The organism is Chryseobacterium lathyri, from assembly GCF_019970085.1.
Lineage (GTDB): Bacteria > Bacteroidota > Bacteroidia > Flavobacteriales > Weeksellaceae > Chryseobacterium > Chryseobacterium lathyri.
In genome coordinates, this window is sequence record NZ_JAHXYG010000001.1 from 996,148 (window position 1) to 1,018,114 (window position 21,967).

Genomic DNA, 21,967 nt, shown 5'->3' on the forward strand with positions numbered 1-21,967 from the left:
GTATAAGGTAAGAATTAAAAGTCGAGAACTAGATTGTATTGTACCTAATAACTTCTAAAGTCTGGCTTTTAACTTCTTAATTGCAAAATTACTTATAAAAACTGCTTCCGTCCAAATATTCAAACACTTCCGGAGGGAGCATTGGGCGTACATTTTTTCCCTCCTTGATCATATTTCTGATCTCCGTAGCAGAAAGTTCAATAACCGGAGCTTTAATAACCGAAATATTTTCATGCTGAAGATATTCAGAATCTTTCTTTTCTCCTTCAAAAACCCTTGGATAAACAATAATATGGTGATTTTTGATCAAAATATCGGAATTTTTCCATTTATGAAGACTGTCCAGGTTATCTCCACCCATAATCAGGCTGAAGGAACAGTTTGGATACTTTTCATGAAGATAGGTAAGCGTATCTATGGTATAACTTGGCTTAGGAAGTGAAAACTCTACGTTTGAAGCCCTCATCTTCGGATAGCTTTTTACGGCAAGCTGCACCATATCCAGTCTGTTGTGATCTTTCAGCAGCGATTTTTTATCTTTAAAAGGATTCTGCGGACTTACAACGAACCACAGTTCATCCATGTCGGAATTTTCCAGAATGTAATTAGCCAGAATTAAATGTCCGATATGGATCGGATTGAAAGAACCAAAAAATAAGCCGATTTTTTTCATGGATTGCAGGTAGCAGATGGTAAGTAACAGATAGCAGCTGTGGCTAGTCCCTGAACTTTACATCTTTTATATTCAAATAATGGGTTACATTTCCTTTCCAATGGTTTTCTTCTAAGGTAAAGGCAAGATCAAACTTTTTATTTTTAAAATCTTCCACATACTGCCCAAGCTTAAAGCCTACACATTCTATATTTCTACCCGTAGATTCCTGCTTGATGTAAAATTTCAGGTGATTGTTGTCTTTTCCCATTGTTTTTACATATCCGGACAGTTTTTGGTCAGTCAGGGTAAGAATAGGCTTCATATTATGAGGACCGAATGGTGCCAGTTTTCTATGGAAGTTGATGAATTCCCTGTTAATCTCATCCACTTTGATCTCAGAATCTATCGTGATAGAAGGTTCCTGCTGGTGTTCCTGAATCTTTTCAGAAACTATTTTCTCAAATTTTATTTTGAAAGCCTCAAATTTATCCTTTTCCATTGAAAGTCCTGCAGCGGCATGATGTCCACCGAATTTCAGAAAATATTCAGAACACATATCAAGCGCTTCATGAACATCAAAATCAGAAACCGATCTTGCAGAAGCTACCATTTCCCCATTGTTGCCGTCAGTAAATACCAAAGTAGGCTTATAATAAGTCTCAATAAGTCTTGATGCCACAATACCGATCACACCTTTATTCCATTCAGGATGATAAACAATGGTGGAATATTTTGTTTGCTGCTGGGATTCAATAATCTGGTTCAAAGCAGAAAGCGTGGAATTCATATCAAGCTCACGTCTTTCGTCATTAAGGTCCATAATATCGCTGACGATCTGATTGGCATGTTTCAGGTTATCAGAAACCATCAACTCTACCGCTGCCTTTCCCTGGGAAATTCTTCCCGCAGCATTGATTTTCGGAGCAATTTCAAAGACAATATTTGAAATTTCAAAATGAGAAAGCTTATCTTCAGGAATCAATAATCTTAATCCAAGATTTCTTGTTTTTCTGAGAACTTTTAATCCCATTTTAGCTAAAACCCGGTTTTCTCCGGTCATTGAGACAATATCTGCTGCTATAGAAATAGCCAGAAGATCAGTTAGCTCAAACAGTTCGGCTTCAGGAATTTTATAGATGGTATTCAGTCCCTGGCAGAGCTTAAAGCCCACACCACATCCTGAAAGTTCTTTAAACGGATATCTGCAGTCGTTTCTTTTCGGATCCAGAACAGCTACCGCATTAGGGATCTCTTCACCAGGCAGGTGATGGTCGCAGATGATAAAATCAATACCCTTGTCCTGGGCATATTGTACCATGTCGGTCGCCTTGATACCACAATCTAGAGCGATGATCAGTGAAAAACCGTTTTCTTTGGCAAAATCAATACCCTCAGTAGAAATTCCGTATCCTTCAGAATTCCTGTCGGGAATATAATAATCTAGATATTTCTTCTCAACAATTTTGCTGAGGTAAAGGTACATCAAAGCAACAGCCGTAGTTCCGTCTACATCGTAATCTCCGTACACCAGTATTTTCTCGCCATTTTCAATCGCAGTTGCGATACGTTCTACAGCTTTCTGCATATCCGCCATTAAAAATGGACTGTGTATATCGTTGAGGTTAGGTTTAAAGAATTCTCTGGCCTTTTGATAATTGTCAATTCCCCTTAGAACGAGGAGCTTAGATTCAAAAGTACCAAAACCAAGTGACGAACTTAATCTGTCCACAACTTCCTCATCGGGTTCGGGCTTGTAAATCCATTTCTGACTCATTTCACAAAAATAAGGAAAAAAAATAGCATTTTGAAATGATTAAGGTTGAACTTGACTTACTGATTGTTGAAAAAAATATCTATCTTCGCGGTCCAAATTAAAATAATCATGAAAAAAATTACACTCTGCCTTTTATTCTTAGGCGCTATGAATGCTGTATCGGCACAGAAAATTAATCTTGGAAAGGCTGCAGGCGTTGTTTCTAAAGGAGCAAAAGCCCTTACCTTTACCAATGAAGACGCAGTAAAACTGTCAAAAGAATCGGTTGACTGGATGGATAAGAACAATCCGGTTGCAGGACCTAAAGATCCTTATACAGTAAGACTTAACAAGCTTTTCGGAAAACATAAATCTCAGGATGGACTTGCTTTAAACTATAAAGTTTATAAAGTAAAGGATATCAATGCTTTTGCCTGTGCAGACGGAAGTGTTCGTGTATTTTCTTCATTAATGGATATCATGACGGATGATGAATTATTAGCAGTAATCGGACATGAAATAGGACATGTAAAGAATCAGGACACCAAAGACGCCATTAAATCTGCCTACCTGAAGGCAGCAGCACTGGATGCGGCATCATCAGCATCAGGAGCTGTAGCAACGTTAAATGATAGTCAGATAGGGCAGATGGCCAACGCTTTTCTGGATGCTTCACACAGCAAGAAACAGGAATCAGAGGCAGATACTTACTCTTATGATTTTATGAAAACTAATAACTATAACGTAGTAGGGGCGTATTCAGCATTCAAAAAACTGGCTTTACTTTCGGAAGGAAGCACTCAGACTGGTTTTCAGAAAATGTTCAACTCTCACCCTGACAGTGAAAAAAGAGCCCAGGCGATTAAGAAGAGAGCTGAAAAAGACGGTTTATGGAAAGATCCGGGAACAATTGCTATTCCTAAAACGAAGCTTACCAAATAATACAATCTTCAATTAAAATAAAAATTCCTCAAAGACAACTTTGAGGAATTTTACTTATATTGAGTTTTAATATGCTCTTAATGAATTAAGAATACATTTTTTCTCTGATTTCTTTTACTTTTTTGTCTGCAAGATATTCATCGTAAGTCATTTCTCTGTCAATAATTCCTGAAGGAGTCAGTTCAATGATTCTGTTACAGACTGTCTGAAGCATTTCGTGGTCATGAGACGCTAATAAAAGATTTCCTTTGAAGTTAGACAATGAGTTGTTCAAGGTCGTGATACTTTCAAGATCAAGGTGGTTGGTAGGTTCATCCAATAATAAAACATTGGCTTTCTGAAGCATCATTCTGCTGAACATACATCTCATTTTTTCCCCTCCTGAAAGTACTTTACAGGATTTTAAAGCTTCATCACCAGAGAAAAGCATTCTTCCTAAGAATCCTCTTACAAATTCTTCATGACGCTCTTCATCATTTTTGGTGAATTGTCTTAACCAGTCAACCAGGCTTAAATCTTCCTGGAAGAAATTGGTGTTATCTAAAGGCATATGAGATTGGTTTGTGGTAACTCCCCAAGCCACTGTTCCTTTATCTGACTGAACATTTCCTGCAAGAATCTCAAAAAATTCTGTGATCGCTAAAGAGTTTTTAGACAACACAGCAACTTTATCACCTTTCTTAAGGTTTAAATCAATGTTTGAGAATAGAAGTTCTCCGTCTTTTGTTTTCTCAAGACCTTTTACATCTAGAATCTGATCACCTGCCTCTCTTTCCATTTCGAAAATAATGGCCGGATATCTTCTTGAAGAAGGTTTGATATCATCGATATTCAGTTTATCGATCATTTTCTTTCTGGCTGTAGCCTGTTTTGCCTTTGCAACGTTAGAGCTGAATCTTGCGATGAAGTCCTGAAGTTCTTTCTTCTTTTCTTCCGCTTTCTTATTAGCCTGAGCTCTCTGTCTTGTGGCAAGCTGAGAAGCCTGGTACCAGAAAGTATAGTTACCTGTATAAAGGTTAAGTTTTGCATAATCCAAATCTCCGATGTGCGTACAAACTGTATCCAGGAAGTGACGGTCGTGAGAAACAACGATTACCGTGTTCTCATAATCAGCAAGAAAATCTTCCAACCAAGAGATCGTATCAATGTCAAGGTCATTCGTAGGTTCATCCAGGATCAGTACATCCGGATTTCCGAAAAGAGCCTGAGCCAAAAGAACCTTTACCTTGTCCTTGTTCTCAAGTTCGCTCATCATCTGCCAGTGCATATCATCTTTAATCCCAACATTTGAAAGCATCGTCTGCGCATCAGATTCTGCAGTCCATCCACCCATTTCATCATAGATTACACCAAGCTCACCTGCTTTGATTCCGTCTTCATCAGAAAAGTCTTCTTTAGCATATAAAGAATCCATTTCTTCTTTTATTTCGTATAATTTCTTATTTCCTCTTAAAACAGCCTCAAGAACAGTAAATTGATCATAAGCAAAGTGATCCTGCTCCAAAACTGACATTCTTTTCCCCGGCTCCAAAGATACATGCCCTGTAGTAGGATCCTGCTTTCCTGTTAATATTTTAAGGAATGTAGATTTCCCCGCACCGTTTGCTCCGATAATCCCGTAGCAGTTTCCTTTGGTAAACATAATATTTACCTCGTCAAAAAGAACTCTTTTCCCGAATTGTAAAGATAAGTTAGATACTGTTAACATATAGTTTTGTAAATTTGGCGCAAAATTACGAAAAGAATTTGGGTATTTCGTAATAATGTAATAGTCAAGTTTTTAAATATGGGGTATTTTTTCTATATTTCATTAACAAAATAAATAGGGAGAAGTCCCAAAGGGGCGATTTAATGAGAAGATTGAACGTAACCCATCAGTATAATCACTAATTTTTTACAATGAAGATCGAAAAAACAGTAAGTATATTAAACAGAAGAGCCCGTTTTGAATACGAAATCCTTGAAGAATTTGAAGCAGGGATGGTTCTGACGGGTACAGAAATAAAATCTTTGCGCTCATCCAAAGCATCCATTACAGAATCTTTCTGTCAGTTTATTGATGGGGAGTTATACATTATTAATATGATGATTGATGAGTATAAATTGGGAACTTTTTACAATCACAAAACAAAAAGGGAACGGAAATTGCTGTTGCACAAAAAAGAATTGCAGAAACTTGAAAAAAAGTTAAAGGATGCTGGTAACACAATTATACCTCTTAAGCTATATATCACAGACAAGGGTAAAGCAAAGGTGCTCATTGCGCTTGGCAGAGGGAAAAAACTCTTTGATAAAAGGGAGGCGATAAAAGATAGAGAAAATAAACGTAACCTGGACAGAATATTAAAGAAAAGTTAAAAATCATTCAAAAAACTTTGTATATAAAGAAAAATTATATTTATTTTGCATTATCAATTATTTAATCATTTAATTCTATGAAAAATCTAAAATTAGGAATTTCAGCATTGGCGCTTACTGTTGCCTCTACTGTCTTTGCCCAGACTACCAATAATCCGTGGTTGATCGGAGTTGGTGCTCATGCGGAAAACCATAAGGCACAGAGAAACAACTTTAGTAATACGTTCTCTGCTAATAATTTAACGAAGACGATGTTCAATATGAACAACTTCTCTATTACACCTCCATTATCTAAATTAACAGTTGCTAGAAACATCGGTAAAGGTTTAGTTATCGACTGGCAGACTTCCGTAGGTAATGTAGATAACAAGAGATTCAACATGGGAAAAGAATTTTTCCTAATGACAGGTCTTGGTTTCCAGGCTAAAGCAGCTGGTCTTCTATGGAATGAAGAATCTTGGTTCGATCCATATTTGAGAGTTGGTGCTAACTACCTAAGACATGACTACACTGCTCTTTCTTTCCCTAGATATGATTACAGAGGAGAGCTTATTACTAACGGAGACGGTGGTAACGAAAACGGTAAAGCTAACCACTTCACAGTTTCTACAGGTGCTGGTGCTAACTTCTGGGTAACTAAGAACTTCGGTCTTGGTGTTCAGGGGGATTATGTATCAACTCCAGGTGATAAATCTACAGTTGCTAACTTCTGGCAAGCTTCTGCATCAATCTTATTCAGATTCGGTAACAGAGATAGAGATAAGGATGGTATCCTAGATAAAGATGACCTTTGTCCAGATACTCCTGGTTTACCAGAATTCCAAGGATGTCCTGATACTGACGGTGACGGAGTTCCAGATAAAGACGATCAATGTCCAGAAGTAGCTGGTCCAGTTGAAAACAACGGTTGTCCTTGGCCAGATACAGATGGTGATGGTGTTATCGATAAAGATGATGCTTGTCCTACAGTTGCAGGTCCTGCTGAAAACAACGGTTGTCCTTGGCCAGATACAGACGGTGACGGAATCTTAGATAAAGATGACGCTTGTCCTACAGTTCCAGGTCTTCCAGAATACAACGGATGTCCTAAGCCTAAGAAAGTTACTGAGCAAGAATTAGAAACTACATTCAAGAGTGTTTACTTTGATTTCAACAAAGCTACAATCAAACCTGAATCAACTCCAGCTCTAGATGCTGCTGCTACGTTGATTAAGAAAGATGGTGGTCATTATCTATTAGAAGGTAGAACTGATGCTAAAGGTGCTGAAGCTTACAACTTGAAATTATCTAGAGAAAGAGCTGCTTCTGTAGTTGCTGCTTTAGATGCAAGAGGAATTGATACTAATTCTCTTAAATCAATCGGTGTTGGTGAGTCTAAAGCTACAGTTTCTGAAAAAGCTTCTGATGCAGAAAGACAAGTTGATAGAAAAGTAGTTGTAAAAGCTATCGAAGATGATAACGAGTGGAACGCAATCAAGAAAAAAGATTACGAAGATGCTCCAGTGAAAAAAGCGGTAGCTAAGAAAAAAACTACTAAGAAAAAAGTAGTTAAAAAGAAAAAATAATTAATTTTTCTAAATAATAAATACCTCCAATTTTTTGGGGGTATTTTTTTTTTGTTGACTTTTAGTTAATTTTGTTGAAATTTAAAAATTAAAATGGGAAGAGCATTTGAATATAGAAAAGCTTCTAAAATGGCCAGATGGGATAAAATGGCCAAAACATTCTCTAAAATCGGTAAAGATATTGCACTGGCAGTAAAAGCCGGAGGAACAGATCCTGAAGCCAACCCTGCTTTAAGAAGATGTATCCAGAATGCCAAGGGTGCGAATATGCCCAAAGATAACGTGGAAAGAGCCATCAAAAAAGCAAGTGGCGCTGATGCGGAAAACTACGAAGAAGTTACTTATGAAGGGTACGGACAAGGCGGTGTTGCTTTTTTTGTTGAGTGTACAACCAACAATACAACGAGAACTGTTGCCAATGTAAGAGCAATTTTCAACAAGTTTGATGGTAACCTTGGTAAGAATGGTGAATTAGCTTTTATCTTCGACAGAAAAGGAATTTTCAGCCTCGATCTGGCTCAGATTAAAATGGATTGGGATGATTTTGAAATGGAAATGATTGACGGAGGTGCTGAAGATGTGGAAAAAGATGAGGATGAAGTAATGATCACTACAGCTTTTGAAGATTTCGGTTCATTGTCTCATAAATTAGACGAATTGGGAATTGAGGCAAAGAGTGCAGAACTTCAGAGAATTCCGAATAACACCAAAGAAGTAAATGAAGAGCAGTTCAAAGCCAATATGAAAATGCTTGAGCGTTTCGAAGATGATGATGATGTGCAGAACGTTTATCACAATATGGAAATCACAGATGAGCTAATGAACTCACTGTAAAAATAATATAGCATTCATATACAGTTAACTTTCAATTAGTTTCTTTGTATAAAACTATGAAAAGAAACGTTGAATTAGTTGTTATATCGGATGTTCATTTGGGAACTTATGGATGTAAGGCTAAAGAACTGCTGCGGTATCTGAATTCCATTCAGCCTAAAACGTTAGTTTTGAATGGTGATATCATTGATATCTGGCAGTTTAAAAAGTCTTACTTCCCTAAACCTCATTTGAAAGTGATCAAAAAGATTCTTTCATTGGCTACTAAAAATACACAGGTCTACTATATTACAGGTAACCATGATGAGATGTTCCGCAAGTTTACTGATTTTGAACTGGGGAAACTGAAGGTCTGCAATAAAATCTGTCTTGATATTGATCAAAAGAAAACCTGGATATTTCACGGAGATGTTTTTGATGCCTCTGTCCAGCATTCCAAATGGATCGCGAAGCTTGGCGGAAAAGGTTATGATCTCCTGATTGTCATTAATAATGTTGTCAATTGGTTTTTAGAGAAAATGGGCAGAGAGAAATATTCATTTTCCAAGAAGATCAAAAACAATGTAAAAAAGGCAGTTAAATATATCGGCGACTTCGAATTGACTGCTTCCGAATTAGCTATTGACAATCATTATGATTATGTGATTTGTGGGCATATCCATCAGCCTCAGATCCGTGAAGTCATCACTAAAAAAGGATCCTGTACTTATCTGAACTCAGGGGACTGGATTGAAAATCTCTCAGCTCTCGAATATCATGATAAAGAATGGAAAATATTCTATTATGACGACCACAAAGATTCACTTAAAGACGACGAAGTAGAAGAAATCCAGGACATGGACAGTTCCGAGCTTCTGAAAATAGTAACTAATTTTTCTTAAATGAAAGTACTGTATGCATTTCAAGGGACTGGGAACGGACATATTGCCAGAGCGCAGGAAATAATCCCCATTCTCAAAAAATATGCCTCGGTTGATACATTGATCAGTGGTCATCAGTCGCAGTTAAAGGCTGGTTTTGACATTAATTTCCAACATAGGGGGATTTCCCTTCTTTATAACAAAACAGGAGGCTTATCCTACCGCAAAACGTTTACCGAGAATAAATTTCTTGAAGCTGCAAAAACAATCCATGAATTGGACCTTTCACAATATGATCTGATCATTAATGATTACGAACCTCTGACTGGTTGGGCCAGTAAATTGAAAAAGCTTCCAATGATTGAATTGAGTCATCAGGCTTCCATGAGCTTTCCTGAAACGCCTAAGCCTGAAAAAAAAGATTTTCTGGGTGAGCTGATCCTGAAATATTATGTTCCGAGTGAAAGGAAGATAGGGTTTCATTTTGAAAATTATCATCCACAAATTAAAAAACCGGTGATCAGACATAAAATCCGGAACCTCAATCCGGATAAAAAAGGATATTATCTTGTTTATCTTCCCAGCTTTGCAGATGAGAATATCATCAAAGTTCTAAAACAGATTCCTGTGCAGTGGAAAGTATTTTCCAAGCACAGCAAAGTACAGGTTAAAGTTAAAAATGTAGAAGTTTTTCCTATTGACGAGGTAGAGTATCTGAAATATTTTGAGAGCTGTGACGGTATTTTATGCAATGCCGGTTTTGAGACTCCTGCAGAAGCCCTTTTTCTGGATAAAAAACTGTTTGTGATCCCTATTCATAACCAGTATGAACAGGAATGTAATGCCAGTGCTTTAAATCTTATGGGAATTCCGAATTCTAAAGTCTTAAATCTTCAGGAAATTATGGAATGGGTGGCTTCAGATCATCATTTAAAAGTAGATTATCCTGATGATATTGAAGAAATCCTGGTCAATGAAGTTTTAATTCTTTAAAAAAACATCATCTACATCACTCATTCTTGTCATCACGGCTCTTGCGTAAGAACAGTGAGGATATACTTTCCAATTATTTTCCCGGGCAAATTTTATAGCTTCTTCAACCAAGTATTTTCCCATTCCGCGACCTTCAAATTCCGGATGAACTAATACAAAAGAAATAATAAACTTATTTTCTTCCGGAAAAATAGTATAGGTAAGCCTTCCGACTTCTTTTATTTCATTGTTCAAGGTTAGAACACCGCCGTTTCCTGATTTATTGTTTTCAAATCTCATAATTCAAAGCTTTGTTTTAAAGATGCAAAAATTGCACCGACAGATAATTGTTGATGGTTGAATTGTCAATTGTGAATTTGCTTCGCGGTCAATTTTTAAACTTTATTAAGCACAGAAAGTATTTTTTTTAACATTACTAATTGGACTATTCACTTGCGAAGCAAAATTGACCATTAAATATCAGTTGTCTTTCCCAGTATAGTAGTTGTAGTCCTTAATCACCACGTTGATAAACTGTCTTTCCGTCATCTTTCTCGGATCTATTTCCAGTTTTAAAATACTTTTGATCTTATCCGAAAGCCGGCTGATGATTTGGCGGTCGTCTACCTTCAGAGCCTTGGTATAGTTATCCTTGATGATCCGCATATCATTATCGCTTAATGCAATGACCTGGGGGAATGACGGAATATAGCCTTCATGAATATTCTCTAAGATGGTATGGGAAATATTGATGTTATTCTTCAGTGAAATCACAGCAGTACCGGAAGCAATATCGCCCAGGCGCTGGTTGTTTTTAGAAACAATCATGGAGATCAGGCCGACAACACCGGCTGCTGAAGTATCGATCAGTCTGAAGACCCAACGGATCAGGTAATCCCCAAAACTAGCCTGGTAACCATCAATTTTTACGACCCGGATTTTCATCAGTTTTTTCCCGGGAGTCTGTCCTTCCATCAGGCTTTCTAAAACAACAGGATAAATATAAACCGGAAATGTAAGAACAATATAAACCGCCATGACAGACCATTGATCTAGCCCTGCCAATAAATACCCGAGATCAAAAATATTGAAGAAAAGATAAAATATAATGACGACATAAGCAACCTTTATCAGAAGATCGATAATGAAGGCAAGCATTCTTTCCCCAACGCTAGCAATATTAAAGTTAATATTTACATTTTGTGAGGTATTTATCGCAATTTGAGACATAATTTTTATTATTTTAGCCTTACAATTATGAGAGAAGTTTATTTCATTAAACAAAATAAAGAAAAATGGTTGGGAATTGAACAGGTTATTCAAGGGAAAATAAAAAAAAATCCTGATGACCTGTCTTCGCTGTACATCAACCTGATCAATGATCTTTCATTTGCACAGACCTATTATCCTAAAAGCAATACGACAGTATATCTGAATCATCTGTCTTCGCAGATATTTCAGAAGATCTATAAAACCAAAAGAGTAGAAGAAAACAGATTCATCTATTTCTTCAGGACAGAAGTTCCCTTACTGGTACACCATTACAGAAGATATCTTATGTATGCTTTTCTGTTTTTTATTCTGTTTACCTCAATCGGTGTGCTTTCCGGAGCGTATGATAAAGACTTTGCGAATATCATTCTTGGAGAAAATTATGTTAATGAGACTATAGAGAACATTAAAAAAGGTAATGCTGTAGGAGTCTACCAGAGTGGTTCTACATGGGGAAGCACAATTGGCATCATTTTCAACAACATTGGAGTAGGGGCAAAATTATATATCTATGGGATTATGGGAGGAGTAGGGACATTGTTTGCCCTGCTTTCCAACAGTGTTATGCTGGGATCCTTCCAGTATTTTTTCTATGATTACGGTGCTTTGAAAGACAGTGCAAGAGGAATCTGGCTTCACGGTGTTTTCGAGATCTTTGCAATGGTTGTAGAAGCCATGTGTGGACTGATCCTGGGAGCGAGTATTCTGTTCCCGAGAACATTTTCAAGATTCAATTCCTTTAAAAAAGGGTTTAAAGATTCTTTTAAGATCTTCCTCAGTACCATTCCGTTTACCATTTGTGCAGGAATTATCGAAGGTTATGTAACAAGACATGCTTTGAAAATGCCGCTGGGGGTAAATTTAGCCATAATAATCAGTTCACTTGCCATTATAGGATTTTACTACTTTGTTTATCCTTCGGTGGTCTATAAAAAAATTAATAATCATACCCATGATGCAGTTTTATAAAAAAAGAGAATTTGGAGCTTTCATCAGTGACAGCTTTAATTTTTTCAAATTATACGGGAAAAACTATTTCAAAAACTATATCCTGATCAACGGGCTGCTGTTAATCTTAACAGTTGCTGTAGTGATTTTTGGCTTTAGGGAAATTTTCGGACAGCTTATCGGCTCCAATATCAGTGGCGAAAGCTATTATTTTGAAAGGTATTTCTCAGAGAATGCAGGAATGCTGATCGTTGCCGGAATACTGGTTTTTATACTGTTTGTCCTTTTGGGAATAGTCAATTATCTGTATCCGGTTTTCTATCTGAAAAGGATTACTGAAGGAGCCCAAAAGATAAAAACAGACGAAATCCTGGGTGATTTTAAGCGAAATGCAGGAAGAATTGCTAAAATGTGCATAGGAATACTGTTTATTGTACTTCCCATAATGATGATCGTGGTGGGTTTTTCTTATGTATTGATGCTCATTATCATTGGTTTTTTCCTGATGTTGCTTGTTTATCCTACAGCATTCAACGTTTCGGCGTTTCTGATGTATGATTATTTTAATACAAAAAGAGGCTTTATAGAAAGCCTGAGTTATTCCATAAGGTCCCAGTTTTCTTACCCGAACGGGAACGAAAAATCTCCATACTGGAAATATTGGGGAGCATCTATTATCATGTTTATTATTATGTACATGATAACGTCAGTATTTACACTTATTCCCATGTTCTTTATTTACGGATCACTTCTGACATCTGCTCCGAATGGAAGTTTTGAAGAAAATCCTTTTACAGGAGCATTAGGAATTATTTTCTTTATATTCTATGGATTTTCAATGCTTGCATCGTTACTCCTTTCCAATCTGATGTATATTAACGCTGGACTGATGTATTATGACAGCAGGACCGATCTTCACCAGAAAGTTGAACTTGAAGAAATAGAAACCATAGGTATTAATGAATAAACTTCTTTTTTTTCTGCTGCTTTTTTTCTCCATTGCTCCTGTTCATGCGCAGGATCACAGTGAGCCTGCAACGGTAGAAGATTATATAGTAGATTCTCTGGGAACCGGACATTACAGAAATATGCTCCGGGCAGACTCTGTACTGATCAGAAAACCGGTTTCAGAAAACCAGATTTATCCAAAGAAATTCAAAGAGAATATTCAGTCAAGATATAAAGGAAAAGAATTTGATTATTCGGTTTCGAAGCCGAAAGAGTCTTTTTTCCAGAAGCTGATGAGGAGAATAGATAAGATACTGCAAAGTATTTTTGGAGAAACCGTTTTTACCAATTCTGCAAAAATAACGACCATTCTTATTCGTCTTTTTGCGATTATTCTGGTAGGATTCCTTCTTTATTTTATCATTAAATATTTAATGGGTAAAGACGGAAACTTTTTCTTTGGCAAAAAAAATAAAAAAGTGGATATTAATGCACAGGAGCTTCATGAAAATATCCACGAGATCAATTTTCCCGAAAGCATTGCAAAATTTGAAAGTAAGGGTGATTACCGTTCAGCGGTTCGTTACCAGTTTCTCTTTATCCTGAAAAAACTAAGCGATAAAAAGCATATCAACTGGAATCCTGAAAAGACCAATAAGGATTATGTAATGGAACTTAAAACGGAACACCTAAAAAATGATTTCTCCGGACTGTCTTATATCTTTGATTATGTTTGGTATGGAGAATTCACCATTGATGAACAGGCTTACCTGAAATTTAAAGATCAATACCAGACATTTAAGCCATAATTAAACAATTAACCATGAAAAAAACCTTCAAAATATATGCTGTGATATTCATCGTTGTGATGCTTATTCTGGCGTTGCTTGAAGTCAATAAAAAAGAAACAACAGACTGGCGTAAAAATTTTAATATCAACGAAAAGTCACCATTTGGCCTATTTGTTTTTAATAATGAAGCCAAAGATTTGTTTAAAAATAACTTAAGGAAAACAGAAGAAACCCCTTACGATTATTATAACCAAAGAAAAAAAGCCCCACATAATATCATTGTCATAGAAAAAGATCTGGATAAAGAATCCTGGAAGAAAATCCTGGACCAGGTATCAAACGGTTCAGATGCAATGATTTTGATGAGCCGGGTTTCAAAAGATATTTCAGACAGTATTGGCTATCATAGCTCGGATATTTCTTTTGAAGAGGAAAATGTACTGAAGCTTACGGATAAAGAATATCAGAATGATTTTATTAAATTAGATAAATTTCCGTCGGGCAGAGGATTTTCATACATTAAGCCTAAAGTGGAAGTGCTGGGTAAAACAGTGGAAAAAAACAATTCGGACCAGGCAAATTTCATTAAGATAAGCTTTGGAAAAGGAACGATCTATGTGCACAGTGAACCGCTTTTCCTCACCAATTATTATCTTTTAAAACCTGGGAGCCTAAAATATACACAGGATGTTTTTTCGTATCTTCAGGATAGGGAAACCATCTGGTTTGTGGATAACGACACCAAAGTTTCACGTTTCTTCATGAGATTTGTTCTGTCCAATCCTGCATTGAAATATGCCTGGTGGGTCTTTTTAGGAGGGCTCGTACTGTTTATTTTCTTCAATGCAAAAAGAAAGCAGCGGATAGTCCCGGTTTTGGAGCCGCTGAGAAATACTTCAGTAGATTTTGTAAAAAGCATTGGAAATCTTTATCTTCAGGAAGGGAATTTTCATGATATGATGGCTAAAAAAGCCCAGTATTTCCTGAATAAAATAAGGATGGACCTGTTGATTGATACTCAGAATCTGGATGGTGAATTTGCTAAAAAACTTCATTTAAAGACAGGGAAACCAATAGAAATGATTGATGAAGCTATAGACCTGATCAGAAAAGGGCAGGATCCTTATGCAAGTGTCATGAAAGAAGATCTTGTGAGAATGAATAAACTTCTTGATGAAATACTTAAATAAATATAACAATTTAGTAATGTAATAATGTACGGTAGAGTATAGCAGAAATATCAGTCATGATAAAATTGCAGCGTTGTTAAACGGTTACATTGTTATCTTGAAAAAAATATAATTATGGAAAATTTTGAAAACCAGAATGTAGAGAATCAAAATTCTATTAATCTAAATAAAACAGAAGATCAGTTTCAGTCACGAATTGATATGATTGAGCTGCGTGCCAGTTTAGACAAAGTAAAAACTGAAATAGCCAAAGTTATTGTCGGACAGGAAAGTATGGTAGAACATCTTATTGCAGCCCTTTTATCAAACGGACACGTGTTGATTGAAGGTGTTCCCGGGGTGGCAAAGACCATTACAGCCAAGCTTCTGGCAAAAACTATTGATGTGGGCTTCAGCAGAATCCAGTTTACGCCCGATCTTATGCCTTCCGATATTCTGGGAACCTCTGTTTTCAATGTAAAAAACTCTGAATTTGAATTTAAAAAAGGGCCTATCTTTTCCAGTTTTATATTAATTGATGAGATCAACAGATCGCCGGCGAAAACCCAGGCGGCATTGTTCGAGGTGATGGAAGAAAGACAGATTACCATGGACGGAACCCGCTATATTATGGATGAGCCATTCCTGGTAGTGGCCACCCAGAACCCTATAGAGCATGAAGGAACCTACAGGCTTCCCGAAGCACAGCTGGATCGTTTTCTCTTCAAAATCAATGTTGGATATCCAAATCTTGAACAGGAAATCGCCATCATCAGAAACCAGCACGAAAGCAAAAAAGAAGATAAAACCGAAGGCATCAACCGTGTCATTACTGCTGAGCAGCTGAAAAGCTATCAGCACTTGGTAAAAGAGATCATCGTAGAATCTCAGCTTATGGAATATATTGCCAAAATTATAGTCAATACAAGAGAAAACCAGTTCCTGTATCTGGGTGCTTCTCCGAGAGCTTCATTGGCCCTGCTTACCGCTTCCAAATCTTTCGCAGCGCTTAGAGGAAGAGACTTTGTAACTCCTGAAGATATCAAAGAGGCAAGCTATGCGGTATTAAGACATAGAGTAATCGTTTCTCCGGAAAGAGAAATGGAAGGTCTTACCGCAGATGAAATTATACGCCAGATCTTAGAGGGAATAGAGATTCCGAGGTAGATCGTAGGAATTAGGATTTAGGGATTAGGTCTAACAGGTAATTATTTATCACAGTTGATTCCCTAATCCCTAAATCTTATCCCCTAATCCCTTACAAAAATGAAAAACCTATACATCAATACACGATTTTTCTTTTCGCTCATCGGAGTGGGGATAGTGTATGTCCTTGCTTTTTTCTTTCCGGTTCTGATGTGGGCGGCTCATATTCTATTGCTGCTATGCTTTCTTGCGGCAATGGTAGATTATCTTTTACTGTTTAATCAGAAAAATGCCTTGCTTGCCCAAAGAATACTGCCGGAGAAGCTTTCCAACGGAGATGAAAATTTTGTAAAAATCGATATTAAAAATAATTACGGTTTTAAGATCAGTACGAAGATCATTGATGAAATTCCGTTCCAGTTCCAGAAACGGGACTTTTTGATTATAAAAAATATTGAATCAGGTAAGAATACCTATTTCCAGTATAGCCTGGAGCCTAAAGAAAGAGGAGAATACAGTTTCGGAAATCTGAATGTTTATGCTTCTTCACCATTAGGCTTTGTTGCCAGAAGGTTTAATTTCCAGAAAGATGCTATGCTGCCTGCTTACCCGTCTTTTGTTCATCTCAGAAAGTATGAGCTGATGGCGCTGCAGAGCGAATTTATGCTGGGAGGGATCAAAAAGATCAGAAAACTGGGACATACCATGGAATTTGAGCAGATCAAAGAATATGTTCCCGGCGATGATATCAGAACTATCAACTGGAAGGCTACTTCCAAAACCAACCGATTGATGGTCAATCAGTTTCAGGATGAAAAATCACAGCGTATCTTTATCCTGATTGATAAAGGAAGAACGATGAAAATGCCTTTTAATGGATTGAGTCTGCTTGATTACTCCATCAATGCAGCTATGGCTCTTTCCCATATTATCCTGAAGAAAGGCGATCGTGCCGGAATGATGACCTTCTCAAAAAAGACTGAAAATAAAATTGCTGCTGAAAACAAATCCGGACAGCTGAAAAAGATCTCAGAAGCACTGTATAATATTAAAACTGACTTTTTTGAAAGTGATTTTAACCGTCTGTATCAGGATCTAAAATATTCTCTGAACCAGAGAAGCCTTGTGTTGCTTTTTACCAATTTTGAAACCCTTGACGGGTTAAACCGGCAATTGAAATACCTCCGTGGTATTGCTAAAAATCACTTGTTGGTTGTCGTGTTTTTTAAAAATTCAGAACTGCAGACCCTTATTCATAAAAATCCTGAAAGCATGCAGGAAATTTATGACGAGATTATTGCTGAAAAGTTTGAGTTTGAAAAGAAACTGATCATTCAGGAACTTCGGAAATATGGGATCTACACCGTTTATACTCTTCCTGAAAATTTAAATATTGACGTTATCAATAAATATCTTGAGATAAAAGCGAGAGGAATTTTATAAAAACAGTTTAAAGACAAATAAAAAAATAATGGAACTAAAGCCGAGAGAAAGAGCAGGTGCGCTGTTAAAAATAGCAGCATTAAATGAAGGTGCAAAAGAATATATTCTTAATAATCCTGAGCTCTTTAAATTACTGTTGAAAGCAGCTAAAAGATATATCGGAGGTGAGAAGATAGAAGAAGCTATAGCAACTGCTAAAAGAATTAATGAGAAAGGGCTTCCTACTTCACTAGAGTTTATGGGAGAAAGTACCCGTTCAGTGGAAGAATCAGAATCGGTAACTCAACATTTCCTTAATTTGATCAACCAAGTGAAAGAAGAGAACATTGATTCTATCATTTCTTTGGATTTATCACACATTGGGCTTTCCATTGATAAGGATCTGGCTTATAGTAATTTGGTATTACTAGCAGAATCAGCTCACAAAAAGGATATTGAAGTGGTGATCAGCGCAGAAGGAGTTGAAAGAACAGATGATATTATTAATACCTTTTGTAAAATATCTCCTGATTTTTCAAATGTGGGAATTACTCTTCAGGCTTATTTAAACCGTACTCCAAAAGACCTTGAACGAATATTAAATGAAACACAAGGGAAAATAAGAATTGTAAAAGGTGCGTTTGCTGTTCCTCCCGGACATGCTGTAGAGAGAGGAGAACACTTAGATGATCTATATATTAAATATATTGAAACTCTTTTCCTTAAAAATAGAAGATGCTCTATTGCTACGCATCATGATAAAATTCAAAATAGAGTTAAAGAGCTCATTGTAAAGTATGATGTTCCAAAATCTAAGTATGAATTTGAAATGTTACTGGGAATACAGGAAGGCCTATTGGATGAAATCCATAAAGAAGGCTACCCATGCAGACAATATATTGTGTATGGTGATGAATGGTATTTGTACATGTGTAACCGAATTGCGGAAAATCCGGATAATCTTTTTCAGGCTATAGTTGATATCATGTCTTAGCCTGGGGCTTAATGCATAAAGTTTTTTATATTTGAATAAGAATATTGAAAAATACTGAAATATAAATCCGTACAATGAAAATAACACTCAACAGAATAAACGACGACTTTTTATTTGAATGTACCAATTCCCAGGGGAATTCAATTCTTCTGGACAATACCTCACAGCCGGGAGCTAAAGGTGTTTCCCCAATGGAAAGTGTACTTATGGCCGTAGCCGGATGCAGTGGAATAGACGTAGTGGCTATCCTGAAAAAACAGCGTCAGGAAATCACAGGTTTCCAGGCAGAAGTAGAAGGAGAAAGAGTTCCTGTAGAAGATGCAAAGCCATTTAAATCTATCAAAGTAAAATTTCTTTTAGAAGGGAACATAGATCCTAAAAAGGCATTAAAAGCAGCCCAGCTGTCTTTTGAAAAATACTGTTCCGTATCAAAAACTCTGGAACCGAATGTAGAAATCGGATATGAAGTTTTGGTGAACGGAGAGAAAGTTTAAATATTTTTTAATTGACTATATAAATGTAGCGGCCGGCCCAAATGGGCCGGCCGCTACATTTATATAGTCATTCTTGGTTTCATAAGCTTGGCAACTGTTGCCGTCCATCCTGTCTGGTGGGAGGCTCCTACGCCCCGGCCGTTGTCTCCATGGAAATATTCAAAGAAAGTAATATAATCTTTAAAATGTTCATCATAGTTAAACTTGGCATTACCTCCGTTAAAAGGTCTCTGCCCATCTTCATCCTTTAAAAACAGCGAACATAATCTTTTGCTGATATTCTGTGCCACTTCATCCAGGTTTTTCTTCTCACCACTTCCGGTAGGGAATTCTACCTTTAAGCTGTTGCCATAATAAAAATGAAAACGCTGTAAACTTTCCACGATCAGGAAATTGATTGGAAACCAGATAGGTCCTCTCCAGTTACTGTTGCCACCGAACATCCGGCTGTCACTTTCTGCAGGCGTATAATACACTACATTTTCCGTCCCGTGAACTGAGAATACAAACGGATTTTCCTCATATACTTTTGACATAGCGCGGATTCCGTAAGAACTTAAAAATTCGTTCTCATCAAGCATTCTTTTTAAAACCTTTGTCAGTCTGTTCTTACGCAAAATGCTCATCAGGTGCTTTCTTCCCTGTCCTTCCTCATCCCAGTGGGAAACCAGTTTCGTAAGTTCAGGTTTGTTCTTTAATACCCAGTCCATTCTTGCCTGAAAATTAGGCATTTTTTCCAGTAATTTATGATCTACAATTTCCACGGCAAACATCGGGATTAATCCTACGATGCTTCTCAATTTTAAAGAAACACTATCCCCGTTACCAAGCTGCAGCACGTCATAGAAAAAGCCGTCCTCTTCATTCCATAAACCTTCCTTGCCTTCACCCAGATTTTCCATAGCTTCTGCGATATACAGATAATGTTCAAAAAACTTGATGGCCATATCTTCGTATACCTGATAGTACTGAGCAAGCTCCATAGCAATCCGCATCATATTAAGAGCGTACATAGCCATCCAGCTTGTTCCGTCAGCCTGTTCAAGATGTTGCCCATCCTTCAGCTCCATATTACGGTCAAAAGCACCAATGTTATCCAGACCAAGGAATCCGCCGCCAAAAATATTGTTACCGCTTTTATCCTTTCGATTCACCCACCATGTAAAATTCAGAAGAAGTTTCTGGAAAACCTTTTCAAGGAATAAAAGATCAGGTTTGCCATTTTGCTTTTCATCAATCTTAAAAACACGGAAGCATGACCATGCATGTACCGGTGGATTTACGTCGCTCAGGTTCCATTCATAAGCAGGAAGCTGCCCATTCGGATGCATATACCATTCCTTTGTTAAAAGCAGAAGCTGCCCTTTGGCAAACTCTCCGTCGATGATAGAAAAAGGAACACAGTGAAAGGCAAGATCCCACGTTGCATACCAAGGGTATTCCCATTTATCAGGCATGGAAATGATATCCTTATTGTGAAGATGGTTCCATTCTGTATTTCTAACATATTCATTGAAGTTTCTGGGAGCTTCGTAGTTTGGATCGCCCTTCAGCCACTTTCCTACATTATAATGATAGAACTGTTTGTTCCAAAGAAGCCCTGCAAATGCCTGCCGCTGAACATTCCTTTCATCTTCATTCGTCGTTTCGCTCTGAATCTCATTGTAGAACTCATCCGTCTCGGCAATTCTGGTATTGAAGATCTCATCAAATTGATCAAAAGGTTCATCTGTTTCATCGGGACATAGCCTGAAATCAAAAATTTTGGACTGTCCTGCTCCAATCATTTCATCAATAATAAAAGATGCTTTGGTACCCCTTTTTTCAGGATTTACCGTATTACTTCCATAAATGATATGATCATTTATTCCATCTTTAAAATAGGTGTTTCCCGGATAAGGAGCTCCATATAATTTTGGGGTATTGGTTTCATTTTCACAGAAAGCACTTTTAGCCGCAAGATTTCTTGAATAGAGTTTTTTAATCGAAATGCTGTCATGGTTAATATCAATACATCCGTCATAGGAAGCATTCATTTGGCCCTTATATGTATTGTAACCCCATTTCCAGTTATTTCGGAACCAGGCAGTTGGAGCTATAACGATGGGAGCATCCTGCCGGCTTCTGTTGTGAACTGTTACTCTTGCAAGAATATCATTGTGGTCTCCCTTACAATATTCAATGAAAATATCGAAATATTCATCGTTATTAAAAATTCCCGTATCAAATATCTCATATTCAGGTTCCTTTTTGCTTCTCCTGCCATTTTCAGCAACAAGATCATCGTAAGGAAATGCATTGATCGGATATTTATACACCATTTTCATATAGCTGTGGGTAGGTGTATTATCTAAGTAATAAAAGAGTTCTTTGATATCCTCTCCGTGATTACCCTGAGGATTGCTTAAGCCAAAAAAGCGCTCTTTTACAATTTTATCTTTTTTGTTCCAAAAGGAAAAGGCAAAACAGAAAATCTGCTTTACATCGGAGATTCCAGCGATCCCTTCTTCGCCCCATCGGTAGGCATAACTTTCTGCATTATTATGGTTGGCGTAATGCCAGGCATTTCCGTTCGGGCTGTAGTCTTCGCGTACATTTCCCCATTGCCGGTTGCTGACGTATGGACCCCAGTTTTTCCATTTAGAATCTTGTAATCTTTCTTTTTCAACAGTCATATTTCATCACTTTTCAAGTACGAAGTTAGTTTTTTTGAAAAATAATTCCAATTCCTTCCGCCTGAAGAATTATTAACATAGCCTTGAAACACTTATTATTACACGGTTTTTTAATATTAAATATTTTTTCTTTTAAAATTTAAAAGAAAAGACTTATCTTTGCCGAGCG

At 37.1% G+C, this 21,967-nt stretch carries 20 protein-coding genes; 14 read left to right on the plus strand and 6 right to left on the minus strand.

Annotated elements, in window-relative coordinates:
- Positions 1 to 88: 88 nt before the first annotated feature.
- Together nadD and recJ are read right to left on the minus strand one after the other, a co-directional pair.
- Complete coding sequence (nadD, locus tag LC418_RS04600; protein ID WP_223558253.1) at positions 89 to 673, minus strand: nicotinate (nicotinamide) nucleotide adenylyltransferase; 585 nt, start codon at positions 671 to 673, stop codon at positions 89 to 91.
- 43 nt (positions 674 to 716) lie between these two features.
- Positions 717 to 2,429, minus strand: coding sequence for a single-stranded-DNA-specific exonuclease RecJ (recJ, locus tag LC418_RS04605; RefSeq protein WP_111957152.1), 1,713 nt, complete (start codon positions 2,427 to 2,429; stop codon positions 717 to 719).
- 108 nt (positions 2,430 to 2,537) lie between these two features.
- Between recJ and LC418_RS04610 the strand changes: the two genes are divergently transcribed.
- Positions 2,538 to 3,350, plus strand: coding sequence for a M48 family metallopeptidase (locus LC418_RS04610; protein WP_111957154.1), 813 nt, complete (start codon positions 2,538 to 2,540; stop codon positions 3,348 to 3,350).
- 85 nt (positions 3,351 to 3,435) lie between these two features.
- On the opposite strand, the gene LC418_RS04615 is transcribed toward LC418_RS04610, so the two are convergent.
- Positions 3,436 to 5,058 carry an ABC-F family ATP-binding cassette domain-containing protein gene (locus LC418_RS04615; RefSeq protein WP_223558254.1) on the minus strand — a complete coding sequence of 541 codons (1,623 nt, stop codon included), beginning with the start codon at positions 5,056 to 5,058 and terminating at the stop codon, positions 3,436 to 3,438.
- 191 nt (positions 5,059 to 5,249) lie between these two features.
- Between LC418_RS04615 and smpB the strand changes: the two genes are divergently transcribed.
- From smpB to LC418_RS04640, 5 genes are all read left to right on the plus strand, one after another.
- The gene (gene smpB / locus LC418_RS04620; RefSeq protein WP_062650837.1) at positions 5,250 to 5,708 is read left to right on the plus strand and encodes an SsrA-binding protein SmpB; all 459 of its coding nucleotides are present in this window, start codon (positions 5,250 to 5,252) and stop codon (positions 5,706 to 5,708) included.
- A gap of 77 nt (positions 5,709 to 5,785) precedes the next feature.
- Positions 5,786 to 7,273: an OmpA family protein gene (locus LC418_RS04625; RefSeq protein WP_223558255.1), complete on the plus strand. Its 1,488-nt coding sequence runs from the start codon at positions 5,786 to 5,788 to the stop codon at positions 7,271 to 7,273.
- A 93-nt stretch (positions 7,274 to 7,366) separates the two neighbouring features.
- Complete coding sequence (locus LC418_RS04630; RefSeq protein WP_111957162.1) at positions 7,367 to 8,107, plus strand: YebC/PmpR family DNA-binding transcriptional regulator; 741 nt, start codon at positions 7,367 to 7,369, stop codon at positions 8,105 to 8,107.
- 56 nt (positions 8,108 to 8,163) lie between these two features.
- The gene (locus tag LC418_RS04635; protein ID WP_111957164.1) at positions 8,164 to 8,988 is read left to right on the plus strand and encodes a UDP-2,3-diacylglucosamine diphosphatase; all 825 of its coding nucleotides are present in this window, start codon (positions 8,164 to 8,166) and stop codon (positions 8,986 to 8,988) included.
- The gene (locus LC418_RS04640) at positions 8,989 to 9,960 is read left to right on the plus strand and encodes a glycosyltransferase family protein (RefSeq protein WP_111957166.1); all 972 of its coding nucleotides are present in this window, start codon (positions 8,989 to 8,991) and stop codon (positions 9,958 to 9,960) included. It abuts the gene before it with no gap.
- On the opposite strand, the gene LC418_RS04645 is transcribed toward LC418_RS04640, so the two are convergent.
- Complete coding sequence (locus LC418_RS04645) at positions 9,949 to 10,239, minus strand: GNAT family N-acetyltransferase (RefSeq protein ID WP_223558256.1); 291 nt, start codon at positions 10,237 to 10,239, stop codon at positions 9,949 to 9,951. The genes LC418_RS04640 and LC418_RS04645 overlap by 12 nt on opposite strands.
- A 180-nt stretch (positions 10,240 to 10,419) precedes the next feature.
- Complete coding sequence (locus LC418_RS04650) at positions 10,420 to 11,169, minus strand: RDD family protein (protein WP_223558257.1); 750 nt, start codon at positions 11,167 to 11,169, stop codon at positions 10,420 to 10,422.
- 27 nt (positions 11,170 to 11,196) lie between these two features.
- Between LC418_RS04650 and LC418_RS04655 the strand changes: the two genes are divergently transcribed.
- From LC418_RS04655 to LC418_RS04690, 8 genes are all read left to right on the plus strand, one after another.
- Positions 11,197 to 12,180, plus strand: coding sequence for a stage II sporulation protein M (locus tag LC418_RS04655; protein WP_223558258.1), 984 nt, complete (start codon positions 11,197 to 11,199; stop codon positions 12,178 to 12,180).
- The gene (locus LC418_RS04660) at positions 12,164 to 13,126 is read left to right on the plus strand and encodes a DUF4013 domain-containing protein (protein ID WP_223558259.1); all 963 of its coding nucleotides are present in this window, start codon (positions 12,164 to 12,166) and stop codon (positions 13,124 to 13,126) included. Before LC418_RS04655 ends, LC418_RS04660 begins: the two co-directional genes overlap by 17 nt.
- Entirely contained in the window at positions 13,119 to 13,916 is a 798-nt protein-coding gene (locus LC418_RS04665) for a DUF4129 domain-containing protein (RefSeq protein WP_223558260.1), read from the plus strand. The genes LC418_RS04660 and LC418_RS04665 overlap by 8 nt, the downstream gene beginning before the upstream one ends.
- 14 nt (positions 13,917 to 13,930) lie before the next feature.
- Positions 13,931 to 15,088 (plus strand): hypothetical protein, encoded by a 1,158-nt coding sequence (locus tag LC418_RS04670; RefSeq protein WP_223558261.1) that lies wholly within the window; start codon positions 13,931 to 13,933, stop codon positions 15,086 to 15,088.
- Between the two features lie 114 nt (positions 15,089 to 15,202).
- Complete coding sequence (locus LC418_RS04675; protein ID WP_373865968.1) at positions 15,203 to 16,234, plus strand: AAA family ATPase; 1,032 nt, start codon at positions 15,203 to 15,205, stop codon at positions 16,232 to 16,234.
- A 99-nt stretch (positions 16,235 to 16,333) separates the two neighbouring features.
- A complete protein-coding gene (locus LC418_RS04680) occupies positions 16,334 to 17,656 on the plus strand; it encodes a DUF58 domain-containing protein (RefSeq protein ID WP_223558262.1) in 1,323 nt (440 codons plus the stop codon).
- Between the two features lie 28 nt (positions 17,657 to 17,684).
- A complete protein-coding gene (locus tag LC418_RS04685; RefSeq protein WP_223558263.1) occupies positions 17,685 to 18,629 on the plus strand; it encodes a proline dehydrogenase family protein in 945 nt (314 codons plus the stop codon).
- A 74-nt stretch (positions 18,630 to 18,703) separates the two neighbouring features.
- Positions 18,704 to 19,123, plus strand: coding sequence for an OsmC family protein (locus LC418_RS04690; RefSeq protein ID WP_111957185.1), 420 nt, complete (start codon positions 18,704 to 18,706; stop codon positions 19,121 to 19,123).
- A 59-nt stretch (positions 19,124 to 19,182) separates the two neighbouring features.
- Here LC418_RS04690 and LC418_RS04695 read toward each other — a convergent pair whose 3' ends face one another.
- Positions 19,183 to 21,798 carry an MGH1-like glycoside hydrolase domain-containing protein gene (locus LC418_RS04695; RefSeq protein WP_223558264.1) on the minus strand — a complete coding sequence of 872 codons (2,616 nt, stop codon included), beginning with the start codon at positions 21,796 to 21,798 and terminating at the stop codon, positions 19,183 to 19,185.
- Between the last annotated feature and the right edge of the window lie 169 nt (positions 21,799 to 21,967).

Coding starts and splice junctions, on each gene's coding strand:
- nadD (WP_223558253.1), bottom strand. CDS start 673: ATGAAAAAAATCGGCTTATTTTTTGGTTCTTTCAATCCGATCCATATC.
- recJ (WP_111957152.1), bottom strand. CDS start 2,429: ATGAGTCAGAAATGGATTTACAAGCCCGAACCCGATGAGGAAGTTGTG.
- LC418_RS04610 (WP_111957154.1), top strand. CDS start 2,538: ATGAAAAAAATTACACTCTGCCTTTTATTCTTAGGCGCTATGAATGCT.
- LC418_RS04615 (WP_223558254.1), bottom strand. CDS start 5,058: ATGTTAACAGTATCTAACTTATCTTTACAATTCGGGAAAAGAGTTCTT.
- smpB (WP_062650837.1), top strand. CDS start 5,250: ATGAAGATCGAAAAAACAGTAAGTATATTAAACAGAAGAGCCCGTTTT.
- LC418_RS04625 (WP_223558255.1), top strand. CDS start 5,786: ATGAAAAATCTAAAATTAGGAATTTCAGCATTGGCGCTTACTGTTGCC.
- LC418_RS04630 (WP_111957162.1), top strand. CDS start 7,367: ATGGGAAGAGCATTTGAATATAGAAAAGCTTCTAAAATGGCCAGATGG.
- LC418_RS04635 (WP_111957164.1), top strand. CDS start 8,164: ATGAAAAGAAACGTTGAATTAGTTGTTATATCGGATGTTCATTTGGGA.
- LC418_RS04640 (WP_111957166.1), top strand. CDS start 8,989: ATGAAAGTACTGTATGCATTTCAAGGGACTGGGAACGGACATATTGCC.
- LC418_RS04645 (WP_223558256.1), bottom strand. CDS start 10,239: ATGAGATTTGAAAACAATAAATCAGGAAACGGCGGTGTTCTAACCTTG.
- LC418_RS04650 (WP_223558257.1), bottom strand. CDS start 11,169: ATGTCTCAAATTGCGATAAATACCTCACAAAATGTAAATATTAACTTT.
- LC418_RS04655 (WP_223558258.1), top strand. CDS start 11,197: ATGAGAGAAGTTTATTTCATTAAACAAAATAAAGAAAAATGGTTGGGA.
- LC418_RS04660 (WP_223558259.1), top strand. CDS start 12,164: ATGATGCAGTTTTATAAAAAAAGAGAATTTGGAGCTTTCATCAGTGAC.
- LC418_RS04665 (WP_223558260.1), top strand. CDS start 13,119: ATGAATAAACTTCTTTTTTTTCTGCTGCTTTTTTTCTCCATTGCTCCT.
- LC418_RS04670 (WP_223558261.1), top strand. CDS start 13,931: ATGAAAAAAACCTTCAAAATATATGCTGTGATATTCATCGTTGTGATG.
- LC418_RS04675 (WP_373865968.1), top strand. CDS start 15,203: ATGGAAAATTTTGAAAACCAGAATGTAGAGAATCAAAATTCTATTAAT.
- LC418_RS04680 (WP_223558262.1), top strand. CDS start 16,334: ATGAAAAACCTATACATCAATACACGATTTTTCTTTTCGCTCATCGGA.
- LC418_RS04685 (WP_223558263.1), top strand. CDS start 17,685: ATGGAACTAAAGCCGAGAGAAAGAGCAGGTGCGCTGTTAAAAATAGCA.
- LC418_RS04690 (WP_111957185.1), top strand. CDS start 18,704: ATGAAAATAACACTCAACAGAATAAACGACGACTTTTTATTTGAATGT.
- LC418_RS04695 (WP_223558264.1), bottom strand. CDS start 21,798: ATGACTGTTGAAAAAGAAAGATTACAAGATTCTAAATGGAAAAACTGG.